Genomic DNA, 22,102 nt, shown 5'->3' with positions numbered 1-22,102 from the left:
GTAGCCGCCGGACGGTTCGGCCCGCACCGAACCGTCACCGGTCGTCGAGCCGGGCGAGCGCGTTGCCGACCAGCTCGTCGGCGGCCGCCTGCCACCGGGCCCGGTCGCCGGGGGAGTCCCGTCGCCGACGCCATCGTCGTCGTGGCTCGGCACGGGGCGTCGCGATCAGCTCGAACAGCCCCGGTTCCCGGTACACGGAGACCGGAGGGTCGACCTCGGGATCGTCCGGCGGTTGCGCGTACCGCAGGAGGGTGTTCGCGGCGTGGTACCGCACCAGGTACTCGCTGTCGCAGACGGCCCGGCCGAGCGCGTGGACAAGGTCCGCAGTGGGCGCGAAGCGGGCCAGCGCGATCGCGGCATCCATCCGGTCCGTCCAGTGCCGCGCGCCGAGGACCGCCACGATCGCCGCCGCCCACGACTCCTCGGCGGTCAACCGGTGCAGGGCGGTGGCGACGCTGACCAGAAAGGTGTTCGACGCGGTGGGGACGGCGGCGCGCAGCAGCTCCCGAGCCCGAACCGGCGCGAACCCGGCCTCGCCGAGCACCGCCAGGGACTCCGCGGCGACCACGTCCCGGTCGTCGAGGCCGGCCGTCAGCATCCGTTCCACCATGACGGGATCAGCCCGCGCCGCCCGCAGCAGCCTGGAGAACTCCGGCCCGTCGTGCCACACCAGGTACGGGTCGCCGAACACCGCCCGCCGCCACGCGCGCCATTCGTCAACCGTGGCCGGCCGCGCTGCCTCGTCGGAGGTCATGTCCGCATCGTGTACCCCGACGGCGACCGCCGCAGTCCTGAACTCGGCGGGGGCGGACAACACCGGTTCAGGCCCACCCTTCGTCTCCCGGTCCGGATGCCACCAGACGCCGCCGGGCGTCCGCCAGGCCCTTGTCGTTCTCGGCGGGCCCATCGATGCCGGTGCGGTCGTCCGCGACGATCCGCCGCGCGAAGTAGTCCGCCTGGACCGCCCACCGGAATCGCAGCATCGGCCGCAGACCCCGGTCCACCTCGGCGCGGTCGAGCGCGCCTCCGCGCAGGTACGCCTCGACCAGCTCGCCGCCGCGATCCGGCCCGCCGACGTACATCACGGCCGAGGCCAGGTCGTACAGCAGCGGACCGGTCAGCGCGACGCTCCAGTCGATCACCCCGCACACGCCCGCCGTGCGATCCCACCGGAACGCCTCCGGCGCCGGATCGGTGTGCAGCAGACCCCACGACAGCGTTTCCGGCGCCAACTCATCCAGGTCGCGCACCGCCGCGGTCACCGCCGGACGGACCCAGTCGCGTACCCCCAGGTGGCCCGCCGTGGGATCGACCCAGTGGAACCGTTCCGCGTCGCGGACCCGGACCGTCGCGAGCGCCCGATGGACCCGGCCGAGTGTCGACCCGATGACCCGCTGCTCCACCCGACCCTCGCCGGTCAGCGCCACCCCCGGCACCCAGGTCAACAACGCCAGCGGCCGGCCACCCGCCGTCACCACCGTCCGCCCGTCGACGGTGGGCACCGGCGCTCCCGCCGGTACGCCGGCCCCCTGCAACCGGTCGGCGATCGCCAACCCGCCCGTGAACTGCGCAACCGCCGTCGGCGCCACCGACTTCAAGACCCAGCGCCGCCCATCCCGGTCGACGAACCAGGTCTCCGAGTTCATCCCGCCACCGTGATGGCTGAGCTGCGCGCCACCGAGCCGCCAGTGCCGTTCCAGCCAGGACCGCAGCGTCGCCTCGGGGACCATGGCCGCAGTCAACCAGCCGTACGCCGGCATCGACCAGCCGAATATCAATTGCGGTCATCGTGCTCCGCGTTTACCGTCAACTGGCAACGTCAACCGGATCAACCCAGGGAGTACGCCGTGTCGCAGCGCACCCGCACCGAGGCCCCGCGGCCCACGCCGCGCGGTGGTGCCCCGCTGCCCACCGGCGAGCGAGGCCTGGGCCGCTGCCAGCGTCAGCGGTGGCAATCGGGGTGGCGGCGCGACTAGCGCCAGCGCGACACGCGCAGCCGCCCGCCCCCCGAAGGGACCGGGCGGCTTTTTCGTCACCCACTCCCCTCAGGGGCGTAGCTCAACCCGGTGGAGCACCGGATTCCAAACCCGACGGTTGCAGGTTCGAATCCTGCCGCCCGTGCTCGCCCTGTCCCGGCCCCGGCCGGCGACGCCGCACCTACTCAACTCCACAGTGGATGGCATGAGCACGAGCCCGGCCGACGCCCCGACGCGCCGGCCGGGGCGACACATCCGGGACGGTTCCCCGTCCCACACGGGCCGTTGGAGCAATGGCAGCTCACCCGGTTCTCAGCCGGGCGGTTACGGGTTCGAGTCCCGTACGGCCTACGACCGTCCCACCCGGGACGGACACGCGGTTGTAGCGCAGTCAGGCAGCGCGTCACCTCGCCAAGGTGAAGATCGCCGGTTCGAATCCGGCCAGCCGCTCGCACACCCCCGACACGAGGAGACGACGATGGGTTTCACCCCGCTGGCCGGCACCCGGGCGCCGGTACGGGTCTGGACCGACCCGTACGGCATCGAGCCGCAGGCCGCGCAGCAGCTGCGCAACATCGGCGCACTGCCCTGGGTGCAGGGCGTCGCCGTCATGCCGGACGTGCACTTCGGCAAGGGCGCCACCGTCGGGTCGGTCATCGCGATGCGGCAGGCCGTCTCGCCGGCCGCGGTCGGCGTCGACATCGGCTGCGGCATGTCCGCCGTGCGGACCTCGCTCACCGCGGCCGACCTGCCCGACGACCTCGCCCCGCTGCGTTCGGCCATCGAGGCGACCATTCCGGTCGGGTTCGCCAAGCGCGACGACCCGGTCGACCCGCGCCGGGTCCGGGGCCTGGCGCACGCCGGCTGGGACGCGTTCTGGCGGCGCTTCGGTGAGCTGGACCGGAAGGTGGCGCAGCTGGAGCACCGGGCCCAGCACCAGATGGGCACCCTCGGCGGCGGCAACCACTTCATCGAGGTCTGCGTCGAGCGGGGCGGTCCGGACGACGGGCAGGTCTGGCTGATGCTGCACTCCGGTTCCCGCAACATCGGCAAGGAGTTGGCCGAGCGGCACATGGCGGTGGCCCGCGGGCTGCCGCACAACGTCGACCTGCCCGACCGGGACCTCGCGGTGTTCCTCGCCGGCACGCCGGAGATGGACGCCTACCGCCGGGACCTCTTCTGGGCCCAGGAGTACGCCCGGCGCAACCGGTCGGTCATGCTCGCCCTGCTCTGCGGCGTGGTGCGGGACGAGTTCCCGCACGTCTCATACGGCGAGCCGATCTCTTGTCATCACAACTACGTGGCGGAGGAGACGTACGAGGGCGTGGACGTGCTGGTGACCCGGAAGGGCGCCATCCGCGCCGGCCGGGGGGACCTGGGCATCATCCCGGGGTCGATGGGCACCGGCTCGTACATCGTGCGCGGCAAGGGCAACCCGGACGCGTACTGCTCGGCCTCGCACGGGGCCGGGCGGCGGATGTCGCGGGGTCAGGCGAAGCGGACGTACAGCACCGCGGACCTTGTCCGGCAGACCGTCGGCGTGGAGTGTCGCAAGGACGCTGGGGTGGTCGACGAGATCCCCGGCGCGTACAAGGACATCACCAAGGTGATGGCGCAGCAGGACGACCTGGTCGAGGTGGTCGCGCACCTCAAGCAGGTGGTCTGCGTGAAGGGTTAGACCGACCGGCGCCCGTGGGGGCGCCGGTCGTACGCCCCGGTGGCGCAGCGGAGAGCGCGCCGGTCTACGAAACCGGAGAGCCCAGGTTCGAATCCTGGTCGGGGCACCTTGCGGAAGTTCAAGATTTCTGTACCGACTGGCGGTTTGAACTTCCGCCGATTCGCATTGTCGCCATGCGTTGGCGACCGAAGTTCAGGTGAACCGGCTATCTCCGCGACGGTACCAGGCGGTTGGGGAGCCGATACGCTGGGCCGTCGTGCCCAGGAGAACCCGTCTGGTTGGCAAGGCCACGGACGATCCACAGGTCATCGTGGGGGAGAGGCCACGTGGGAGGGGGCGAAGATCCGTCAAACGACCGCGGCGGCTTCGGCCCGGGGCTTTCGGGGTGGCGTACCTGGACCCGGCGTGTCCAGGCGATTCGTGTCGTCGCCCCGAGGTTCCTGCAGCGACGGTCGATTGCGCCAGCCCCCGCCTGCCCCAGCGAAAGCCGAGCGAGAGGCCCGCCTTTGGTGCGTCTCGCTTGCCGGAGGGGTCATCGCGGCAATCGGACGCGGAATTCTTGTCGGTGGGTCGAAGTATGGTGGGCGCCGCTCGGCCCTGAAGATCGCCGGTGCGGCTTCGCAGCAGGAGGAGCGCAGGATGCCCACCCGCCAGGATCGCCCAGTCGATGCAGCCGTCTGCGACGACGAGGGCCATGGCGGCGCTCAGAACCCGAGCGGGCGGACGCCGGATTCCCACCGCAACGCCCTAGCGGAACCACTGACGCAGCTCGCCGAGGACAACAGCACTCTGCGGGGCATGCAGTTCGAGAGCATCGTGCGTTTCTGGCTCCAGGCCGATCCGGTGTATGCGCCGCAGGTGGCCCGGATCTGGCGGTGGGAGCAATGGCCGGGTGCTGATGGCCCCGACTTGGGCGTCGACCTGGTGGTCGAGACCGTCACCGGCGCGTTGTGGGCGGTGCAGTGCAAGGGATATCACCGCCCGCCTCGCCCTCATCGACGGCGACCAACACGACGACGCGCACGGCACCTCACCGATGCCGATCGCCGCGTAACATCAACCCCGGATTTCCACGGTGATCGTCTTCTACACCACGCCCGTGGACGCGACCGCCAGGACAACTGAGAAGCGGCCACTTCGCCTGAGAACTGACACGAGCCAGGTGGGTGGACATCACGAGCGCCTCGACCTGACTGGGCGGCTGCTCCGGGCGGACTAATAGGCAGTCACCGCGCTGGACGGCATGCCGTCAGGCGGCGCGCCGGTACGCCTCGCCCAGGAGGTCTCGCATCAGCTCGATTGGGTTCATTCCCCGCCGGCCCGCTTCGGCCTCCAGCCACTGGACCAGCTTGTCGTCGGAGTCGAAGCTCAGCGTGTAGGCCACCCGTATCCGCCGGTCCGTGGTGTCCACCTGGGCGGCACTCCAGTCGACGGGTTCGTCTGCCTGCTGCTCAACCTCATCCCGCCTCATCGGCGTCCCCTCTTGTCCATCTGCTTGTTTGAGACGAAGCTCAACGGCCGGAACTCACTGCAGGTTGTGTCCTAACTCGGTATAGGGGGATGCGTCCGCCGCGGGCTTGATCAGTTAGCTGGGTGGCGACACCCCATCGCAGGATCTTTGCAACTGTCTCGTCGGCGATGTCGATGCCGAGCCTGTCGCTCGCTGCGTCAGCAAGGTCTGCTACGTCGCCGACGAATTGGCCCTCTGAGTCGGCCGCCGCGAGGATCGCCTGCCACACAGCCCGCCAGGTGCGGCGTCTTTGCGTGCTCCATGCTTTGGCACGGATGTCGAAGGCTTGGAGCCGCTGATCTTGCGCGGGTTTCTGCGGTCGGGTGGGTCCCCTTGGCTTTGGGACGCAGAGTTGGTAGGTGTTGCAGCGCTGGCCGTTGCCGTGGTCGATGATCTTCAGCAGTCCAGTCTCCTGTAGCCGTCTCAAGGAGGCTTGGACGTTGGCCCTGTTCGCCGGTCGTCGTCCAGATGCTGTTGCGATCGCCGCTGCCAGCTGGGTCGGTGACAGGGCTACGTGCATGGCCTCGTCGGCGCTGTCGACGAGTACCCGCCAAACCGCACGACGGAGACTTGCCATTCGGCCAGCGATGGTGTGGGTGTGCACCCACGGGGCGGACGGATGGCGGTCGTCGAAGGCGCTGTAGGCCCGCTCACGGTCGATCATCGCATCGCCGTCCTGCAGCTAGGGGCGCCAGTGACCCAACTCGTTCGCGACCACCGGGCCCTGCGGTCCGGGCTTGGTCGCCGGAAGGAGTTGCGGTGAGGCGCGGGGCGACAGCCACATGCTCCCCAATTTAGGGCATTATCCTGCACTGACAAGAGTCCTGGCTGCGGCTTGCCTCAATTCTTGTGACCGAGCCGCCGCCGCCCGTGGACCTTGCGGCACTCGGCCATGCGGTCGCGAAGGCCAGACGCGCGGCCAATCTCACCCTCGACGGCCTCGCCGAGCGCAGCGGCGTCTCGCGGCGGATGCTGGTTGAGGTCGAGGGGGGCCGCATCAACTGCACGATCGGCGTCCTGCACGGCATCGCGCATGCCGTCGGCGTGCCGTTGGGCGACCTGGCCCAGACGGCCTGCACGGACAGCCGTACCAACTAGTTGGCATCGCATCAGTCCCAGGACGACGCCGACGTCCGTAAGCAGACGTCGGCCGGACGCTAGACGCGCCGAAGCACACAGACGACCTTGCCCAGGATGACCGCGTGTTCGGCGGAGATCACCTCGTAGAGCGGGTTTCGCGGGACGAGCTCGACGCGACCGTTGCGGGTCCGGTAGGCCTTGACCGTCGCCTCGCCCTCGATCATCGCGGCGACGATGTCGCCGTTCTCGGCGACCGCCTGCTGGCGCACGACGACGACGTCTCCGTCGCAGATTGCCGCCTCGATCATGGAATCGCCTTTAACTGTCAGAGCGAACAACGTGCCGTGCCCTACTAGGGCGCGAGGCAGCGTCAGCTCGTCCTCCACGTGTTCCTCGGCGAGGATCGGGGCGCCGGCAGCGATAGTGCCGAGCACCGGAACTTTGACGCCTGGCTGGTCTGCTCCGTTCGATGTCGTCCCAGCCTGCGCCCTGCGGATGTCGACCGCCCTGGACGCGTTTGCCTCACGACGCAGGAGGCCAAGCCGTTCCAGCATGTTCAAGTGGTATGCCACGGACGAGGGAGAGCCAAGCCCGACGGCTGCACCGATCTCGCGCACCGTGGGCGGGTAGCCGTGCTGCTGGATCCAATCTTGTATCACAGTCAGGATGCGCTGCTGCTTGGCGCTGATGTGGGGCGGCTCGGCCTCGGCGCCATCAGAGGTTGTCATCCACGGACAATACAACGGATTCTAGAACACGCGTACTAACGCGCTCGGTGCGGCTTCGGCCCGCAGCCATCATCGGTTGACGAGGTTGTTCCCTCATCGAAGCGCTGCCGTCGCCGTCATCTCCTGCCGTTTTGCCGGCCGGTTGCCGCGGTTTGCGCGCCGGCAGCGCCGACAACCCGCCATGCAACTCAGTGGTGAGGCGGGTTTGGGGACGCCGAACTCGTCGTGGCTTGCCGTGATCGACCGGGCTGCGGCCTAGTGTCGGTGGCATGCAGCCAGGCGACGACGCGACGATGACGATCGGTGAAATTGCCAGCAGGTTCGGGCTGGCCACCCACGTGTTGCGGCACTGGGAGTCGGCGGGGCTGCTGGCGCCGGCTCGGGTCGTGGCTGGGCGCCGCCGCTACCGCTCCGCCGACCTGTATCGGGTCGCGACGATCCTGCGCGCGAAGGAGACGGGACTTTCCCTGGAACAGATCCGCGAGCTCATGACGTCGGCCGTGCCGGCGCGGCGGCGGGAGATTCTGCTGCGTCACCGCGAGGACCTCGTCGCGCGCATCGACGCGCTGCGGGACTCCCTGGCGTTCATCGACGGGGGCCTGGAGTGCGAGCACGAGGACTTCACCGCGTGCCCGCACTACCAGGCGATGGTGCGCGCCCGGATCGGTTCGCAGGCCGCACCTCATGTACCCACATGACGTGCAGGTCCCCGGATGGCCCTGCCGCGAGGGCCAGCGACGATCATGGCCCGGCGGAGCCAGTCGCGTCACCCCTCGGTCCGCTGACATTCTGAAATGACAAGCCCCCAGCTGCGGCTCCAGGTGCACGTCAGCTCGAAGGGATCAGGGTCGGCGGGCTGAGGCGACGAGCATCGGAAAGGCCACGAACAGCCGTCCTTTGCTCGCCCGGGACTGCTGGTCCCGGACCCAGACGGCACCCTGCTCAGCGGTCACGCTGCCCGCGGTGACCGCCTTGGCGGCGAAGGCCTCGACCATGGGCAGGAATCCGGATTCGGTGAAGATGCCGGTGTGCGCTTCGACGGTGACATCCTGGAATCCGGCGTCGAGGAGCAGGTTCCGATACGCCCGGGCCACCTGGGGGTTCGGGAGGGAGTCGGCCTGGCTACGCAGGATCGCTCTGGTGAGGTCAGGGTGGGACGAGTCGATCATCAGCGCGTCCCAGTCCGGTCCGACCAGCACGATCCGCCCACCCGGGCTCAGCACGCGGTGTGCCTCCGCCAGCGCCGCAGCGGGGTCCGGCACCACGTGCAGGACCTTGTCCGCCCGGTATCCCGACACCGCCTGGTCGGGGAGCGGGACAGATTCGGCGCTGCCCGTCCGGAACTCGGCCCCCGGCCAACGGCGACGCGCCGTAGCGATCATCAGCTCATCCGGGTCGACACCGATCGCGGCTACGCCGTGCTGGTTGAGCTCGGCCACCGCGCGTCCCGCGCCGCAGCCCACGTCAACCACTGAGTCCCCGGGGGAGAGGTCCAGCAGCTCGTAGCTGCGGTGCCGTAGCCGCACCACGCCCGCCTCGGTTTCCGCGGCGTCGAGTCGCGCGATCAGCCCGGCAGTGGCATCCATCGTGTCTTCGGTCATGGACGCCACCCTCCGACTTCAGGTCGACCTGAAGTCAAGAGGCCGTCCCACCGGCGGATGACGTCTCGCCGGTAAGCGGGCATGGGGTGGGGGTGGGCCGTAGCGTGCGGGGGTGGACAGCGTGCACCTGCCCCGCCGGCTGCTGCTCGCCGGAATCGGCTCAGCCGCGGTGGCGACCGTGGCGGGCTGCGAGTCGCGGGGCGCCACGTCGGCGACGCCGAGGCCGACCACCACAGCGCGGCCGTCGCGTGCACCGCGCGGGCACGACGCTGCGTTGCGGCGAAAGATCGCCAGTCTGCTCGTGGTCGGCTTTCGCGGTGACCGAGTCAGCGACGGCGACTGGATCGTGAAGGCGGTCAGGGGCGGCTTGGGCGGGGTGATCCTCTTTGATCAGGACCTGGAAACCAAGTCGGTGCGTAACATCCGCTCGCCCGGGCAGGTCACGCGACTGGTGAAGAGTTTGAAAGATGCCTCACCGGGCCGGCTCATCGTCTCCATCGACCAGGAAGGCGGCCGCACGTCCCGCCTCAACCCGAGCAACGGCTTCCCGGCCACCAAGTCGGAGGCCGAGATCGGCGCGGAGAACTCCCCGGCAACCACCCGCAAGTGGGCGCGAGGACTGGTCGCCAGCCTGACGCGGATCGGGGCCAACGTGAACTACGCCCCGGTCGTCGACCTGAACATCAACCCCGACAGCAGAGCGATCGGCAAGCTTGGCCGCAGCTTCTCCGCCGACCCGGACGTGGTGGTCAGCAATGCCACGGAGGAGATCCAGGCCCATCGGGCGGCTGGTGTGAAAACCAGCCTCAAGCACTTTCCCGGATTGGGCAGTGCCGCCGGAAACACCGATTTCGAGGTCGTCGACGTCAGCGACACCTGGCAGCAGATCGAACTGGAGCCGTACCAGCGGCTGATCCAGGCCGGCCTCGCCGACTCGGTCCTGGCCGCCCACGTGCTCAACAAGCAGCTCGACCCGGCGTATCCGGCGTCGCTGTCGACCGCGACCGTGACCGGCCTGCTGCGCGGCCGGCTCGGCTGGCACGGGCCAGTGGTCAGCGACGACATGCAGGCGGCCGCGATCACCGAACGGTACGGCGCCGCGGAGGCGGCCGCCCTGGCGTTGCAGGCTGGCCTCGACCTGCTCGTCTTCGCCAACCAGCAGGTGTACAACCCGCGAGTCGTCGAGGAGACAGTCGACACGATCGTCAATCTCGTCCGGACCGGGCGTTTCACCGAGGACCGCATCGACCAGTCCGTCGCGCGAGTGGATTCCCTCCGCCCGAAACGCTGACCCGACATGCTCGCGCCGCTCCAACTTCGTGGACGCGTTCGCGGCACAACAGGCAGCCTCTACTACCTCATGATAGTAGAAGTGGGTGAGGAGTCCGTGCGGATCGGCCGATGCCGAATCCACGTTGGCTTGCCATGTGCCGGCGTGACGGTCCCATCCGCAGGGGCGGCGCCTCCGCATGCCGGCAGAGGACCTCGCACACCGCCTGACGGGGAAAGGCGATGGGAGGGAGCGACCCGGCGCGGGCCTGGGCGGCCGAGCGCTCGGCTAGCAGCTAGGGAATCGGCAGCGCGGATAGGAGCGGAATGTACGCAGGGGCAGCGAGCATGGTGCTGGTGGCGGTGCTCATCGTCGCCGGCCTGTACCTGGCCCACCGGGCTCTGGCGATCGCTTCCTCGCCGCTGGAGAGCCTGCCCTTCCAGTCCGGGTGGCAGCCCGAGGAGCACGCACTGTCGCGCTACCACGTCCGGTGGTACCTCGCCACGCTGCTCTTTCTCGCCTTCGACGTGGAAATGCTGTTCATGTACCCGTGGTCGGTGGTCGTCACCCGACTCGGGGCCACCGCGATCGTCGAGATGTTCGTCTTCCTCGGCGCAGTCTTCGTGGCCGTGCTCTGGGCCTGGCGGGAAGGCGCGCTGCGGTGGGCCTGAGCGAAGCGTTAGGGCGGATCGCCGCCCGGCACGCGCATGTGCTCGTAGCCGAGGTGCCAGGGCACTGGGTGACCCGGGCCGCGGTCGAGCGGCACGTCCTGGCCCGGGGCTGGCGGCTGGCCCTGTCCCCGGCGGACGCCGACATCCTGGCCGTCTGCGGCCCGCCGCCCCCGCACCTGGCGGAGCCGCTGCATCGGCTGTGGGAACAGATGCCCGGCCCGCGCGCTCGCATCGAGGTCGAATCCCCGCAGGCAGTCCTGCCCGCCCTCGTCGCAGCGGAGGAAGAACTGCTCGACCTCACCAGGCAGCGTGTCGACAGCCGTGACCGGTCACCCGACCACGCCGCGACCGGCCATGCCCATCCGGGTGAGCATCACCCCCACGAACCGCACGCTCCACACGGCCGCGCCGGGCACGACACCGCCCACCCCGCCCCGGACCGCCGTGGCGGCGGAGAGCAGGGCGGGGCGGCCCACGAGCCGCAGGCCGACCACGGCACGGGCGCCGACTCCGCGGAGATTCAGGAAGGAACGCACCGCGGAGGGCCGGCGCACGATGCGCACGGCCACATCGGCCACCCCGAGCCGCCACACGGCAGCGGTGAGCACGCCGACGGCGGCGGCCGGGGGCATGACGATCACGGCCACCCGGGGCACGCCGACCACGATCAGACGGCGACTGGTCGGCAGGCGGGTCATGGTGGTGCGGGGCGCTCCGGTCATGAGGACATGCCCTCCGACGGCCATGGCGACATGAACCACTCCGGGCGCGCCGGTTCTGAGCACGCCCATCACGAGGGCATGGGGCACGCTCAACACGGCGCGATGATGGGCCATGGCGGCATGGGCCACGGTGGCATGGCGCATGGGGGCATGGACATGGCCCCCGGCGGCATCCCGCTCGCCAGCGGCGGTGAGGACCGCGATGGCTTGGAGATGGATCTCCTGCATCTGCGACTTGGCCCGGTCCTGGCGTACTGGCCGGCGGGCCTCGTCCTGCGGTGCACCCTCCAGGGCGACGTCATCGTCGACGCGGAGACCAGCCTGGTCGCCGCCGACGACCGCATTGCAGCCGCAGAGCCGGGGCACGTGCCGGGGGACCCGCGGCGGTTCGCCGCCCGACGCTGCGACAACGCCGCCAGCCTCCTGGGGCTCGCGGGCTGGGGTGATGCCGCCTCCCGCGCTCGGCGGATCCGGGACGCCCTGCTGTTCACCGATGACCTTGATAGGCCGGCGGGGGAACTCCACCGGCTGCGCCGCATGGTCGGCCGGTCGTGGTGGTTGCGGTGGTCGCTGCGCCGCGTCGGGCCGCGGAATGCGCACGATCTCGCCCGCCGCGGCCTGCCAACCACCATGGCAGGCGGCGTCCGTGACCGGCTGCTCGCCATGCTCGACCGGGCCGCACACAGTACCGCCGGCCAGCAGCCCACCGGCCCGCCGCTCCGCGTACCCGTCGACGCGATCCCTGATCTGGTACGCGGGTGGGACCTCGCCACCGCCCGCCTCATCGTCGCCAGCCTCGACCTCGATCCGCTCGCCGCCGATCGGGAGGTGAGCCATGTCTGAAGCCGCGGTCACCGTGGTCCACGCCGGGTGGGCGGTGCCCGCCGCCGGGCTGCTCGGACTCCTGGCGGTCGCCGGTGCCGTTCTTGACGGGTTCCTGACCGCGCGGACAACCGGCACGGGCTCATCCGGGCTGAGCCAGCCATTCGGTGAGGTGGCCCGGCTGATGCGCCAGCGGCGGCGGACCACGGTCGCGGCGGACAGCCTGCTGTGGCGCATCGGCGGGTCAGGACTACTGCTGATGGCGTTGATGATCATCACGGTGGTGCCGCTCGGACGGTGGACGCTGTTCGACCTCGACGTCGGGGTGATCTGGTTCAACGCCATGGACGTGCTGGCGTGGGCGTTCGTGTGGCTGACCGGCTGGGGCGCCAACTCGGCGCACTCCCTGGTCGGCGGTTACCGGTTCCTCGCCCACGGGCTGGCCTACGAGCTGCCGCTGATGTTCGCGCTCGTGGCGCCCGCGGTCGGTGCGTCGAGCCTGAACGTCGGGGAGATCGCCGCCGCCCAGCAGGGCCTCTGGTTCGTCGTCTGGATGCCGGTGGCCTTCCTCGTCTTCTGCATGGGAGTCCTGGCGATCGCTGTCTGGGGACCGTTCTCCCCGGCCCTCGGCGCAGACGTGGCCGGCGGCGTGACCGCCGAGCTGTCCGGCGTCGACCGGCTGCTGTTCCAGGGCGGCCGGTACGCGTTGCTCGCCGCCGGGGCCGCGTTCGCGGTGCCGATGTTCCTCGGCGGCGGCGCCGGCCCGCTGCTGCCCGCCTGGGCGTGGGTGCTGATCAAGACCCTCGCCCTGCTGGCCGTGTTCGTGTGGCTGCGCCGCCGCCTGCCGGCGGCGCGGCCGGACGTGTTCATGGAGGCCGGGTGGCTGGTGCTGCTTCCCGCGGTGCTGCTGCAGGACCTGATCGTCGCGGTCGTCGCCGCGGGGAGGAGCTGAGGTGATCACTCACGTCGCGTTCTGGGCCCTGGCGGTCGTCGCCGTGCTCGCCGGCGCCGCCGTGTTCATCGTCAACTCGATGGCCCGGGCCAGCTACGCCCTCGCCGTGTCGTTCATCGCCGTCGGCGTGCAGGTGCTGCTGATGCAGCAGAACTACGTCGGCGTGGTGACGATCCTGATGATGGTCATGGAGATGGCCGTCATGGCCGTCTACATGGTCATGTTCATGGGAATGAACCCGGCGCTGATGCCGATGAGCATGGTCCACGACAACCGCCACGCCCTGGCGGTGTCCATCGGTGTGTTCGTGCTCCTCGCCGCCGGGGTGCTGCTCGTGCCCTGGCCCACGCGGCGCGGCGCCCCGCCCGTCGACGTCACCGAGGCGTTGGGGGAGGAGCTGATGGGCCCGAAGATGCTGGTCATGACCGGCGTCGGGGCGGTCATGGCGGTCACGATCATCGCCGGCGTCGTGCTGGCAGCCCACCGGACCCGCTACGACCGGTTCGGCGACGACCTGCGCCGGCGACCGGCCGACGACCCGCAACCGGGAGGTGTCGGCCGATGACCCTGCAGACCGTGCTGCTCGTGGCAGCGGCGCTGTTCAGCGTCGGCCTCTACGGCGCGCTGTCCCAGCAGGTGGTGGTCATGGTGATGATGGGGCTGGAACTGATGCTCAACGGCCTCATCCTGGCCGCCGCCGGCTTCTGGTGGTTCCTCGCCCCGGACCCGTCCGGGCAGGTGCTGCTGCTGATCATCATCGTCGCGATGACCGTCGAGATGGCGATGGGCTTCGCCGTGGCCACCCATCTGCATCGCGTGCGCCGTACCGACATGACCGACATGGCCGCGGACCTGTCCCGATGAGCCAACTAGCGCAGGCGGCCCTGTGGTCACTGGTAGCCCTCCCCACGGCGGCTGGGACCCTGCTGGCCACGAGCCGGCGCGCGGAGCGGGCCGCCGCGCCGGTCTCACTTGCCGTCGCCGCGGCCTCGGTGGTCCTGTCGGTGGTGGTCGCGGTGGCCCGGCCCGCCGTTGCGGTGCCATTCATGGCCGGCGTCGACTTCGCGCTCACCGTCGACGGGCTCGCCGCGCTGCTGGTGCCCATGCTCGCCGTGGTGACCCTGCTGGTGCTAGTCGCCGCGGCAGGGGAGATCCGCCGCTCGCAGGCACGCTTCCACGGCCTGATGCTGCTGTTCGCCGCCTCCGCCGCGCTCACCGTCACCGCGGCGACCCTGCCCACGTTGCTGTTCGCGTGGGAGATCATGGGCGCGGCCTCGTACGCGCTGATCGGGTTCAGGTGGCGCGACGAGGACCGCGTGTCGGCCGGCCTGACCGCGTTCGTCACCACCCGCTCGGCCGACCTGGGCCTGTACGTCGCCGCGGGAGCCGCCCTGGCCGGTGGCGCGGGTCTGGCCCTGGCCGAGCTGCCCCACAGCAGCCCGGGATGGCGGCACGTCATCGCCGCCGGGATCGTCGCCGCCGCGCTCGGCAAGGCCGCGCAACTGCCACTGTCGTTCTGGCTGTCCCGGGCGATGGCCGGCCCGAGCCCGGTCAGCGCGCTCCTGCACTCCGCGGCGATGGTGGCCATGGGCGGCTACCTGCTGCTGCGGGTGCAGCCCCTCCTCGCCGCAACCGGCTGGGCCGCCCCGGTGACCATGTGGGCCGGCGGTCTGACGGCGCTGCTGCTCGGCGCGGTGGCGGTCGCCCAGCGGGACATCAAGCAGCTGCTGGCCGCCTCCACCGCCGCCCAACTCGGGTTCGTGGTGATGGCCGCCGGCGCCGGCACGGTGGCCGGCGGCGCCGCCCATCTGATCGCGCACGCCGCGACCAAGGCGCTGCTGTTCCTGGCGGCAGGGGCGTGGCTGACCGCGTTGGGCACCACGCAGCTCGCCGGCCTGCGCGGGGTCGCCGGTCGGTGGCCGCTGGTCGGCTGGTCCGCCACCGCCGGGGCGCTGGCGCTGGCCGGGATCGCGCCGCTGGCGCTGTGGGCGACCAAGGACGCCGTCCTCGCCAAGGTCCTGGAACAGTCGCCCTGGCTGTACCTGGTCGGGCTGGCCGCGTCGGCATTGTCGGCCGCGTACGCGGGCAAGCTGCTCGTCGTCATCTGGCGACCCCTCGGGCGGCGCGGTGACCGCGACCGGGTGGAAGCCGGGCGGGTCACCGGCCTGCAGCAGGCGCCGCTGGTGATCCTCGCGGTGGGCGCCGCCTGTGCCGGTCTGCTGGCCCTTCCACCGGTCGACGCCGTCGTCGCCCGGACTGTCGGGCAGCCCGGCGAGTTCCACGCCTCCGTGGTCGAGCTTGCGGTCTCGGCCGTGCTCGCCCTGGCCGTCGTGCTGCTCGTCGCCCGCCGACCGGCCCCCGAGCCACGGTGGGCGCTCCGGTGGCTGGGGCTGGAGGCCACCGTACGGGTGCTGATCGTCCGCCCGACCCTGCGCTGCGCCGAGGTGCTTGCCCGCTTCGACGACCAGGTCCTCGACCGCGGCGTCGAATCCGTCTCGGCCGGGACGCTGCGCCTGGCCGCATGGGCCGGCCGGGTCGACGACCGGTGGCTCGACCGCGCCGTGGAACGGCTCGCGGCCGGAGCTCGCCAGCTGGGACAGCTCGCCCGCCGCCCGCAGACCGGTCAGCTGCACCAGTACTACCTGCAGGCCGTCGTCGTGCTCCTCGTCGCCGTCGTCGTCCTCCTCGTGTGGGGATAAGCCGTTGCTCAGCCTGATTGTCTTCCTGCCGCTGATCGCCGCCGTGGCGTTGGCCGCCGTGCCGCGTCTCGGCGACACCGTGGCGCGCTGGACCTGGGTCGCCGTGGCGGCCGTCGACCTCGGACTCATCGCCCTCGTGTGGGCGCGCTACGACACTCCGCCGCCCGGGGAGTTGGCCTTCGCCGAGCGGGCGGCGTGGATTCCCGGCGTGAACAGCAGCTACCACATCGGCGTGGACGGGTTCTCGCTGCCGCTGGTGTCGATGACCGCGGTGATCTACCTGGCCTGCGCGGTGTACGCGCTACGCGAGCGGCACCGCCCCCGCGCTCACGCGGCACTGTTCCTGTTCCTGCAGAGCGTCAGCCTCGGCCTGTTCGTCGCCGCCGACCTGATCCTGTTCTTCGTCTTCTTCGACCTGTCCATCGTCGGCATGTACTTCGTCATCGCCGGCTGGGGCCACGGCAACCGAGCCCACTCGGCGCTGAAGTTCTTCCTCTACACATTCCTCGGCTCGCTGGCACTTCTCGTCGGCTTCATCGGCCTGTACGTCGCCGCCAACCCGCACACCTTCGACATGCCGGAACTCGCCGCCACGCCGCCGCTTCAAGGCCGGCCGGTCGCTGGTGGACTGGTGCTCGCGGCGATCCTGCTCGGCCTAGCGGTGAAGACGCCGACCGTGCCCTTCCACACCTGGCTCCCGCCCGCGCACACCGACGCACCGGCCGTCGGCTCGGCGGTCCTCGCCGGGGTGCTGCTGAAGATGGGCACCTACGGCTTCGTCCGCATCGCCATGCCGATGCTGCCGCAGGCGTGGCGAGCCTGGGCGTGGGTGGTCATCGTCGTCGGCGTCATGTCGGTGATCTACGGGGCGCTCGTGGCGCTGGCCCAATCCAACGTCAAACGCATGATCGCCTACACGTCGGTCAACCACATGGGCTACATCATCCTCGCCGTCGGCGTCGCCGGCCTGGTCGCCGCCGACACCACCCAGGCCCGCAGCGTGGCGGTCGCCGGCGCAGTCACCCAGATGGTCAGCCACGGCCTGATCACCGGCGCCCTGTTCCTGCTCGCCGGCGTCCTGCAAGACCGCGCCGGCACCTACGACATGCGCGACTTCGGCGGGCTCGCCGCACCCGCGCCGACCTTCGCGGCGCTGTTCGCCGTGGGAGCGTTCGCCTCCCTCGGCCTGCCCGCCTTCTCAGGCTTCATCGCCGAGTTCCAGATCTTCACCGGTAGCGTCGCCGCGGCCCCGGTCACCGCCGTCGCGGTGCTCGGCATCCTGATCACAGCGGCGCTGTTCCTCCGCGCGCTGCAACGCGTCTTCACCGGCGACACCGCCGGCAGCTCGGTCGGATTCACCGACCTGCGCGCCCGCGAGCTTTGGTCGGTCGGGCCGCTGCTGCTGCTGTCCCTGGCGGTCGGGGTTCTGCCGCGCCCGCTGCTCGACGTCATCGAACCCGCCGCACACGCCGTCGTCGGCCTGCTCGGGCGGTGACCGGTGGAGACGGAGATGATGCGGCCGCTGCTGCTCCTGCCCGAGATGCTGCTCGCTGGCGGCGCGCTCGCCGCGCTGATCGGCGGTTCCTTCGTCCCCCGCCACCGGCAGTGGATCATCCGGATCTTCACCGCCATCGTGCTCGTCGCCACGATCGTCGCGGCCGCGATCCAGATCCGCAGCCCGGCGACAAGTGCCTTCGACGACTCGTTCGCCGTCGACACGGCCACCGGCATCGCCCGCATCCTCGCGGCGTCCGGCACCCTGCTCATCCTGGCGATCGCCGCCGACGAGATCGCCGGCAGCGCGCGGGAGAGCGAGACCTATGCCCTGCTGCTGTTCTCCACCGCCGGCACCGTGCTGCTGGCCGGCGCGAACGACCTGCTCGCCCTCGCCGTCGGGTTCCTGCTCGCCAGCATCCCGCTGTACGCGCTGATCGGTCTCGCGCACACCGGCGCAGGGGCGGAGGCGGCCATGAAGACGTACCTGATGGGGGCACTGTTCGGCATTCTGCTTCTGCTCGGGGTGACCATCCTGTCCGGACTCACCGGCACCACCGGCTACGCCGAACTCGCCGACCGGCTCGCCGGCGCGCCGAAGGCGGCGGTGACCGTCGCAGCGGTCGCCGTGATCGGTGGCCTGATGTTCAAAGCCGGCGGAGTGCCCGCCCACTTCTGGGTCCCCGACGCGGCCCAGGCAGCAACCGCCACGGCCGCGACGTTCCTCACCACCGTGCCCAAGATCGGCGCGTTGGTCGCGGTCTACCGGCTCGCCACCGTGCTTCCCCCGTCGTCGTGGCCGCTGCTGGTGGCGGCGCTCGCGGTGGCGAGCATGACGCTGGGCAACCTCGCCGCGTACTGGCAGTCCGACCCCCGGCGGCTCCTCGGCTGGTCGACGGTCAGCCAGGTCGGCTTCCTGCTCGTACCGATCGTGGCGGCCGGCCGCAGCGACCTCGCCCTGCCGTCGCTGCTCGTGTATCTCACCGGCTACACCGCGACCAACATCGCCGCGTTCGCGGTCAGCGCCGCCCTGCCCGAGCGCCGCGACCTCACCGACTACCGCGGCGTGGCCGCGGAGCGGCCCTGGCTCGCCGCGGCCCTGTTGGTCGCGCTGCTCGGCCTGGTCGGCACCCCACCGGCCGCGGTGTTCGTCGGCAAGCTCACCACCGCGACGGCGGCCTGGGACGGCGGATACGCCTGGCTCGCCGTAGTCGTGTTCGCCAACAGCGTGCTCAGCCTCTTCTACTACCTGCGCTGGATCGTCCCGACCTACCGCCAGCCCAACCCTGGAAATCCGGACGGCGGTGCCCGTGGACCGTCCGGAGACGAGCAGGTGCGGCCGTGGTCACCGCGACTTGCGGTGACCGCCGCCGCGGTCAGTCTCGCGTTGGGTGTCGCCGCCGGTCCCCTCTGGGCCCTCGTGACTGGGCCGTAGACGTGCGCGGTCAGTCCGGTCAGAGCCGTCGGTTTTCAGGCGGAGCCGACACGGAACGCGTCCAACGGGCTCTTACGGGTAGCACCTGCCTCGGTGTGGGCGGAGAGGGCCGTATGAGCCCGTCGACCTGCCTCGCCGGCGCATAGATCACCAACCATCATCTGCCTCCGCTCATACGGCCCTAGAGGGGAAACGGCTCTGCGGAAGATCGGCGCATGGCTCGGGTTCACCTCGGGAGAGTGAGGCTTCCTCACCCCGCCGAGTTCGATGATCGAGTCATACCGCCTCATGCGTCCACGAAGCGGGTCTGACGGAAGGTCTGCCGCAGGGCTGGGTGTCATCGCCGTGGGGAGTTCCCTCACCCCGGGAGTTGCCCGCAATCACGTTCGGTGTCGCCACGGGGGTCGTCGCCAGCTGCGTACCCGCTGACCTGACCGATTGCCGGGACCGAGTGGAGAAGGGAGAAGGGGGCATGGAGTACCGGAGGTACCTCCGCAGACCGAACTTGCTGCTCACGATCGCGCTGTTCGCCGTGGTGGTCGCTGCAAGCGGGATCACCTATGTGGTGGCACGACCGTCGCCGGCGGACCAACCGGAGGTGACCCTGGGCGGGGCGAAGGCGGAGGGCGGCCCGGCACACGGTGCCTCGGGCTACACCTACCAGCGGTCGAAGGAGCCGGATCGTACGGAGATCATCGACTCCTCCGGGGAGCCGGTCGCGGTCATGACCGACGGCGCGCGGACCGGGCACATCTACGGCCCGGCGCGGACGTTCGAGGAGCCGCGCTTCACTGATGCGAAGGTGGAGAGCAATATGTGGGTTCGGATCGCACCGCAGGAGTGGCGTGCGGGCGCGGAACAGGAGAGATGGTTCGTCGACTGGCTCGCCGCGGCCCGCAAGGACCGCTCGCCGGACGTGTTGGCGATCGCCTTGGAATACACCCACGGAGCCCCGGCGAAGAAGGACAACCAGGGGCGGCAGTATTCGGGGGACGCCTCGTTCGGACCGCCGGACCCGTTGGATCCCGATGGCCGTCAGGAGCGCTCCGACTTCTACGACTACCTGCAAGCGCCGTGGACGTTCCTCGACGGCAAGATTGAAGTGCCCTCGCCGGAGCGGGAGCTGGCCCTGGACTGCTCCGGCTACCTGCGGATGGTCTACGGTCACCGGCTCGGGTATCCGCTGCTCGGCACGAACAGCCCGGGTGACGGTCTTCCGCGGCGGGCGTACGCGATGGCCGAATTCGGCCCAGGCGTCCAGTTGATGCCCAACTCCGGCCAGCGGGCCCGCGGAATCGACAAGCTGCTCCCCGGCGACCTGGTGTTCTTCAACGCCCAGCCGGTACCCAACCGCCAGATCGACCACTCGGGCATATACCTCGGCCTCGACGACGGCGGGCACCACCGGTTCATCTCCAGCCGGTCACAGACCGACGGTCCCACCATGGGCGACCTCTCCGGCGCACCCCTCCTGGACGGTGTCGGCTACTGGCCGGACCGGTGGCTCACCTCCCGCCGGATCTGATCCGCCGAGCATCCAGGGGTACCCGCTGGCGCCTCCCTGTGCGCGGTTGGGGCATAGTCGTTCAGACGACGCCCCAACCGGCCGGCCGCCGTGCACTACTCGATGGCACGCCGGCTCGACGGTGTGGCCCGAACAGCCCCGGTGGTGGCTCCACCCTGACGGGAGTCGTCAGGGTGCGATGAGCTGATCGAGCCGCCCACTCGTCCGGAGTTTCCGGCCGGGCGTCTTCCAGCCCCCGTATCCAATGAGTCGGCGCCTTCGACGAGCATCTGATGAATGGGCGGAAGTGTTCGCTTGGACGGCTGGCCCGTCGGCGGACATCAGCACCGCGATCGCCCGGCGCAGCGTCGCCGGGCAATGCGCGGTCCGGATCATTCGCTGCAGTCCCTGACCCGCGGCCATCGGCGCCTACTGGACCAACACTCCCGGCATCTGCCCACCAGCGACCACCTCACACCACCATCTGTGAGGAGACAGCCTGCCGGACACACCCTCAGAAACCACGGGTTACACGATCAAGGTTCAAAGGCCCGCGATTCTCCCACTACGCGGGGAGGTTGGCAGCGTTTTCGCGGACCTTCGTCGGGTAACCGTTGGGCGAGATCCCGGCGCGCCGTGTCGAGAGTCCGGAAGCCGGGAGTGTCCGAGGCACCAACGAGGTACCGCGGGCGTCTTCCTTGTCCCGCGGTGCTGCGCCTCCGATTCGCCTGGAGGCGCCAACCCCGATGGGAGCTTCACGATGAGATCGATTGTCCGCAGGAGTCTCGTGTCCGTTGCTGGTCTCATGCTCACCGGTGGCGGCGTCGCCGGTCCGGCGATTGCCGCCCAGGCCGCCCCAATCGAGAGCAGGCCGGCGGTCGCGGTGCCGCCGGAGCCTGCGGGCGAGGGCAAGCGGGTGCTCGAGCATGACTACCAGAGACAGCCGAACGGCTACTACTGCGCCCCGGCCGCGACCCGCATCGCCCTCTCCACTCAGGGCAAGGACCCGAGCCAGAAGGAGGTCGCCCAGAAGCTGGGCACCACCGAGGCCGGCACCAACTCGGCCGACGACACGACCCGCGTGCTCAACGAGGTGACCGGTGGTGGCTACGAAACCACCGAGATCAAGAGCGCCACCGCGAAGCCCGAGCAGGTCGACAAGCTGCGTACGGACGTGGTGGAGGCGGTCGATGCTAAGCGCGGCGTCGTCGCCAACACCCTCGGCACCGCGGTCGACACCGACGGCGACCGGCATCCGTTCCCGGGCGGGCACTACGTGACCGTGGTCGGGTACCGCGACGGTGGCGACGCGATGGAGATCGCCGACCCGTACGGCCCGGAGAAGCACTACTGGATCGACGACGAGAAGCTCGCCGACTGGATCGCGGAGCGCGGCTACTCCAGCTGACGCCGACTCGCGACACGGCCGCTGGCCGGGTTCCCGGAAACGGGTCCGGCCGGCGGCCTTTGCGAGCTTGGGTGCGGGCAGCGGGTCAGGATGGTGCCCGGGTTCGCGACAGTCAGTTCTCCGCTGTCAGGTTCGGGTTTGCTCCCTGTGCCCCACATCTCAAGGGCCAATGGCGGTTCCAGGAGGGCAAGTGCGGTGTCCACTAACGTTCACCGGGTTTCCGGTGCCTGTTGTGGATCCTCGCCGGTTGGGCGAGCGACTCCCCACCGTTCGTTGGTGGGGCGGGCCTTCGCGGGCCAACTGATCCTCGCGCCGCCCGGGGTGGTGGGACGGGGGATACGCCTGGCTCGCCGTCGTCGTGTTCGGCAACAGCGTCCTCAGCCTCTTCTACTACCTGCGCTGGATCACGCCGGCCGCGCCGACGGCAAGCCGGTGGTGGAGTCCCAGCTGAGCCGTCGCGGGTGGTCGGCGCGCGTGGCGGTGTCCGCCGCCTTGCCCAGCCTCGCCGCCGGTCTCGCCGCCGGGCCGCTCTGGCACGTGGTGAGCCGGTAG

The 22,102-nt window shown here is 70.5% G+C and carries 22 protein-coding genes, 4 tRNA genes and 1 pseudogene; 20 read left to right on the top strand and 7 right to left on the bottom strand.

From position 1 onward, the window contains the following. Nucleotides 1-34: 34 nt before the first annotated feature. Together EV384_RS24885 and EV384_RS24880 are read right to left on the bottom strand one after the other, a co-directional pair. Nucleotides 35-754 (bottom strand): hypothetical protein, encoded by a 720-nt coding sequence (locus tag EV384_RS24885; RefSeq protein ID WP_130336976.1) that lies wholly within the window; start codon nt 752-754, stop codon nt 35-37. Nucleotides 755-821: 67 nt separating this feature from the next. Further along, entirely contained in the window at nt 822-1,730 is a 909-nt protein-coding gene (locus EV384_RS24880) for a phosphotransferase enzyme family protein (protein WP_207232456.1), read from the bottom strand. A 317-nt stretch (nt 1,731-2,047) separates the two neighbouring features. Here EV384_RS24880 and EV384_RS24875 point away from each other — a divergent pair. The 6 genes from EV384_RS24875 to EV384_RS24850 all read left to right on the top strand — a co-directional run bounded on the left by EV384_RS24875 (nt 2,048) and on the right by EV384_RS24850 (nt 4,779). Continuing rightward, nucleotides 2,048-2,121: transfer RNA gene (locus EV384_RS24875), tRNA-Trp, on the top strand. Nucleotides 2,122-2,255: 134 nt separating this feature from the next. After that, nucleotides 2,256-2,327: transfer RNA gene (locus EV384_RS24870), tRNA-Glu, on the top strand. 25 nt (nt 2,328-2,352) lie between these two features. Continuing rightward, nucleotides 2,353-2,426, top strand: a tRNA-Gly gene (locus EV384_RS24865). 28 nt (nt 2,427-2,454) lie between these two features. Then, entirely contained in the window at nt 2,455-3,654 is a 1,200-nt protein-coding gene (locus tag EV384_RS24860) for an RtcB family protein (RefSeq protein WP_130336972.1), read from the top strand. A gap of 33 nt (nt 3,655-3,687) precedes the next feature. Next, nucleotides 3,688-3,760, top strand: a tRNA-Arg gene (locus EV384_RS24855). Nucleotides 3,761-4,293: 533 nt separating this feature from the next. Next, nucleotides 4,294-4,779 (top strand): restriction endonuclease, encoded by a 486-nt coding sequence (locus EV384_RS24850; protein WP_130336970.1) that lies wholly within the window; start codon nt 4,294-4,296, stop codon nt 4,777-4,779. Nucleotides 4,780-4,903: 124 nt separating this feature from the next. Here the strand turns inward: EV384_RS24850 and EV384_RS24845 are convergent, their stop codons facing one another. Continuing rightward, complete coding sequence (locus EV384_RS24845) at nt 4,904-5,125, bottom strand: hypothetical protein (protein ID WP_130336968.1); 222 nt, start codon at nt 5,123-5,125, stop codon at nt 4,904-4,906. 40 nt (nt 5,126-5,165) lie between these two features. Beyond that, nucleotides 5,166-5,828, bottom strand: coding sequence for a hypothetical protein (locus EV384_RS24840; protein ID WP_130336966.1), 663 nt, complete (start codon nt 5,826-5,828; stop codon nt 5,166-5,168). A 185-nt stretch (nt 5,829-6,013) separates the two neighbouring features. Here EV384_RS24840 and EV384_RS24835 point away from each other — a divergent pair, with 185 nt between their 5' ends. Then, nucleotides 6,014-6,262: a helix-turn-helix domain-containing protein gene (locus EV384_RS24835; RefSeq protein WP_165440070.1), complete on the top strand. Its 249-nt coding sequence runs from the start codon at nt 6,014-6,016 to the stop codon at nt 6,260-6,262. 59 nt (nt 6,263-6,321) lie between these two features. On the opposite strand, the gene lexA is transcribed toward EV384_RS24835, so the two are convergent. Next, the gene (gene lexA / locus EV384_RS24830) at nt 6,322-6,972 is read right to left on the bottom strand and encodes a transcriptional repressor LexA (RefSeq protein WP_130336962.1); all 651 of its coding nucleotides are present in this window, start codon (nt 6,970-6,972) and stop codon (nt 6,322-6,324) included. Between the two features lie 269 nt (nt 6,973-7,241). Between lexA and EV384_RS24825 the strand changes: the two genes are divergently transcribed. Next, nucleotides 7,242-7,670 carry a MerR family transcriptional regulator gene (locus EV384_RS24825; RefSeq protein WP_165440069.1) on the top strand — a complete coding sequence of 143 codons (429 nt, stop codon included), beginning with the start codon at nt 7,242-7,244 and terminating at the stop codon, nt 7,668-7,670. 144 nt (nt 7,671-7,814) lie between these two features. On the opposite strand, the gene EV384_RS24820 is transcribed toward EV384_RS24825, so the two are convergent. Then, entirely contained in the window at nt 7,815-8,573 is a 759-nt protein-coding gene (locus EV384_RS24820; RefSeq protein ID WP_130336961.1) for a methyltransferase domain-containing protein, read from the bottom strand. 112 nt (nt 8,574-8,685) lie between these two features. On the opposite strand from EV384_RS24820, the gene EV384_RS24815 reads away from it, so the two are divergent. Beyond that, nucleotides 8,686-9,864, top strand: coding sequence for a glycoside hydrolase family 3 N-terminal domain-containing protein (locus EV384_RS24815; RefSeq protein ID WP_242624274.1), 1,179 nt, complete (start codon nt 8,686-8,688; stop codon nt 9,862-9,864). A 326-nt stretch (nt 9,865-10,190) separates the two neighbouring features. Continuing rightward, nucleotides 10,191-10,514 (top strand): NADH-quinone oxidoreductase subunit A, encoded by a 324-nt coding sequence (locus EV384_RS24810; RefSeq protein WP_207232651.1) that lies wholly within the window; start codon nt 10,191-10,193, stop codon nt 10,512-10,514. Between the two features lie 329 nt (nt 10,515-10,843). On the opposite strand, the gene EV384_RS24805 is transcribed toward EV384_RS24810, so the two are convergent. Beyond that, nucleotides 10,844-11,236, bottom strand: coding sequence for a hypothetical protein (locus EV384_RS24805; protein ID WP_130336957.1), 393 nt, complete (start codon nt 11,234-11,236; stop codon nt 10,844-10,846). 6 nt (nt 11,237-11,242) lie between these two features. Here EV384_RS24805 and EV384_RS24800 point away from each other — a divergent pair, with 6 nt between their 5' ends. The 10 genes and pseudogenes from EV384_RS24800 to EV384_RS36380 all read left to right on the top strand — a co-directional run. Further along, nucleotides 11,243-12,079 (top strand): hypothetical protein, encoded by an 837-nt coding sequence (locus tag EV384_RS24800; RefSeq protein WP_130336955.1) that lies wholly within the window; start codon nt 11,243-11,245, stop codon nt 12,077-12,079. Beyond that, nucleotides 12,072-13,010, top strand: a complete 939-nt coding sequence (locus tag EV384_RS24795; RefSeq protein ID WP_130336953.1) for a complex I subunit 1 family protein — start codon at nt 12,072-12,074, stop codon at nt 13,008-13,010. The genes EV384_RS24800 and EV384_RS24795 overlap by 8 nt, the downstream gene beginning before the upstream one ends. A 1-nt stretch (nt 13,011) precedes the next feature. After that, complete coding sequence (locus EV384_RS24790; RefSeq protein WP_130336951.1) at nt 13,012-13,575, top strand: NADH-quinone oxidoreductase subunit J; 564 nt, start codon at nt 13,012-13,014, stop codon at nt 13,573-13,575. Continuing rightward, nucleotides 13,572-13,874, top strand: a complete 303-nt coding sequence (locus EV384_RS24785) for an NADH-quinone oxidoreductase subunit NuoK (RefSeq protein ID WP_030504358.1) — start codon at nt 13,572-13,574, stop codon at nt 13,872-13,874. The genes EV384_RS24790 and EV384_RS24785 overlap by 4 nt, the downstream gene beginning before the upstream one ends. After that, nucleotides 13,871-15,709: a proton-conducting transporter transmembrane domain-containing protein gene (locus EV384_RS24780; RefSeq protein WP_130336949.1), complete on the top strand. Its 1,839-nt coding sequence runs from the start codon at nt 13,871-13,873 to the stop codon at nt 15,707-15,709. Before EV384_RS24785 ends, EV384_RS24780 begins: the two co-directional genes overlap by 4 nt. A 4-nt stretch (nt 15,710-15,713) precedes the next feature. Further along, nucleotides 15,714-17,204 (top strand): complex I subunit 4 family protein, encoded by a 1,491-nt coding sequence (locus EV384_RS24775; protein ID WP_130336947.1) that lies wholly within the window; start codon nt 15,714-15,716, stop codon nt 17,202-17,204. A 3-nt stretch (nt 17,205-17,207) separates the two neighbouring features. Continuing rightward, on the top strand, nt 17,208-18,638 hold the full coding sequence (locus EV384_RS24770) for an NADH-quinone oxidoreductase subunit N (protein ID WP_207232455.1): 1,431 nt from the start codon (nt 17,208-17,210) through the stop codon (nt 18,636-18,638). A gap of 472 nt (nt 18,639-19,110) precedes the next feature. Then, complete coding sequence (locus EV384_RS24765) at nt 19,111-20,163, top strand: NlpC/P60 family protein (RefSeq protein WP_130336945.1); 1,053 nt, start codon at nt 19,111-19,113, stop codon at nt 20,161-20,163. Nucleotides 20,164-20,902: 739 nt separating this feature from the next. After that, complete coding sequence (locus EV384_RS24760) at nt 20,903-21,550, top strand: C39 family peptidase (RefSeq protein ID WP_130336943.1); 648 nt, start codon at nt 20,903-20,905, stop codon at nt 21,548-21,550. A 325-nt stretch (nt 21,551-21,875) separates the two neighbouring features. Continuing rightward, nucleotides 21,876-22,102 (top strand): annotated as a pseudogene (locus EV384_RS36380) (NADH-quinone oxidoreductase subunit N); the annotation flags it as partial.

It is taken from the genome of Micromonospora kangleipakensis, from assembly GCF_004217615.1.
GTDB lineage: Bacteria > Actinomycetota > Actinomycetes > Mycobacteriales > Micromonosporaceae > Micromonospora > Micromonospora kangleipakensis.
The sequence above is the reverse complement of the archived record's forward strand: the minus strand, read 5'-3'. Positions and strand labels throughout refer to the sequence as shown.

What these genes read in the sequence shown, in the direction of transcription:
- EV384_RS24885 (WP_130336976.1), bottom strand. Translation starts at nt 754, where the DNA reads ATGACCTCCGACGAGGCAGCGCGGCCGGCCACGGTTGACGAATGGCGC.
- EV384_RS24880 (WP_207232456.1), bottom strand. Translation starts at nt 1,730, where the DNA reads ATGGTCCCCGAGGCGACGCTGCGGTCCTGGCTGGAACGGCACTGGCGG.
- EV384_RS24860 (WP_130336972.1), top strand. Translation starts at nt 2,455, where the DNA reads ATGGGTTTCACCCCGCTGGCCGGCACCCGGGCGCCGGTACGGGTCTGG.
- EV384_RS24850 (WP_130336970.1), top strand. Translation starts at nt 4,294, where the DNA reads ATGCCCACCCGCCAGGATCGCCCAGTCGATGCAGCCGTCTGCGACGAC.
- EV384_RS24845 (WP_130336968.1), bottom strand. Translation starts at nt 5,125, where the DNA reads ATGAGGCGGGATGAGGTTGAGCAGCAGGCAGACGAACCCGTCGACTGG.
- EV384_RS24840 (WP_130336966.1), bottom strand. Translation starts at nt 5,828, where the DNA reads ATGATCGACCGTGAGCGGGCCTACAGCGCCTTCGACGACCGCCATCCG.
- lexA (WP_130336962.1), bottom strand. Translation starts at nt 6,972, where the DNA reads ATGACAACCTCTGATGGCGCCGAGGCCGAGCCGCCCCACATCAGCGCC.
- EV384_RS24825 (WP_165440069.1), top strand. Translation starts at nt 7,242, where the DNA reads ATGCAGCCAGGCGACGACGCGACGATGACGATCGGTGAAATTGCCAGC.
- EV384_RS24820 (WP_130336961.1), bottom strand. Translation starts at nt 8,573, where the DNA reads ATGACCGAAGACACGATGGATGCCACTGCCGGGCTGATCGCGCGACTC.
- EV384_RS24810 (WP_207232651.1), top strand. Translation starts at nt 10,191, where the DNA reads ATGGTGCTGGTGGCGGTGCTCATCGTCGCCGGCCTGTACCTGGCCCAC.
- EV384_RS24805 (WP_130336957.1), bottom strand. Translation starts at nt 11,236, where the DNA reads ATGACCGGAGCGCCCCGCACCACCATGACCCGCCTGCCGACCAGTCGC.
- EV384_RS24800 (WP_130336955.1), top strand. Translation starts at nt 11,243, where the DNA reads ATGCCCTCCGACGGCCATGGCGACATGAACCACTCCGGGCGCGCCGGT.
- EV384_RS24795 (WP_130336953.1), top strand. Translation starts at nt 12,072, where the DNA reads ATGTCTGAAGCCGCGGTCACCGTGGTCCACGCCGGGTGGGCGGTGCCC.
- EV384_RS24785 (WP_030504358.1), top strand. Translation starts at nt 13,572, where the DNA reads ATGACCCTGCAGACCGTGCTGCTCGTGGCAGCGGCGCTGTTCAGCGTC.
- EV384_RS24780 (WP_130336949.1), top strand. Translation starts at nt 13,871, where the DNA reads ATGAGCCAACTAGCGCAGGCGGCCCTGTGGTCACTGGTAGCCCTCCCC.
- EV384_RS24765 (WP_130336945.1), top strand. Translation starts at nt 19,111, where the DNA reads ATGGAGTACCGGAGGTACCTCCGCAGACCGAACTTGCTGCTCACGATC.
- EV384_RS24760 (WP_130336943.1), top strand. Translation starts at nt 20,903, where the DNA reads ATGAGATCGATTGTCCGCAGGAGTCTCGTGTCCGTTGCTGGTCTCATG.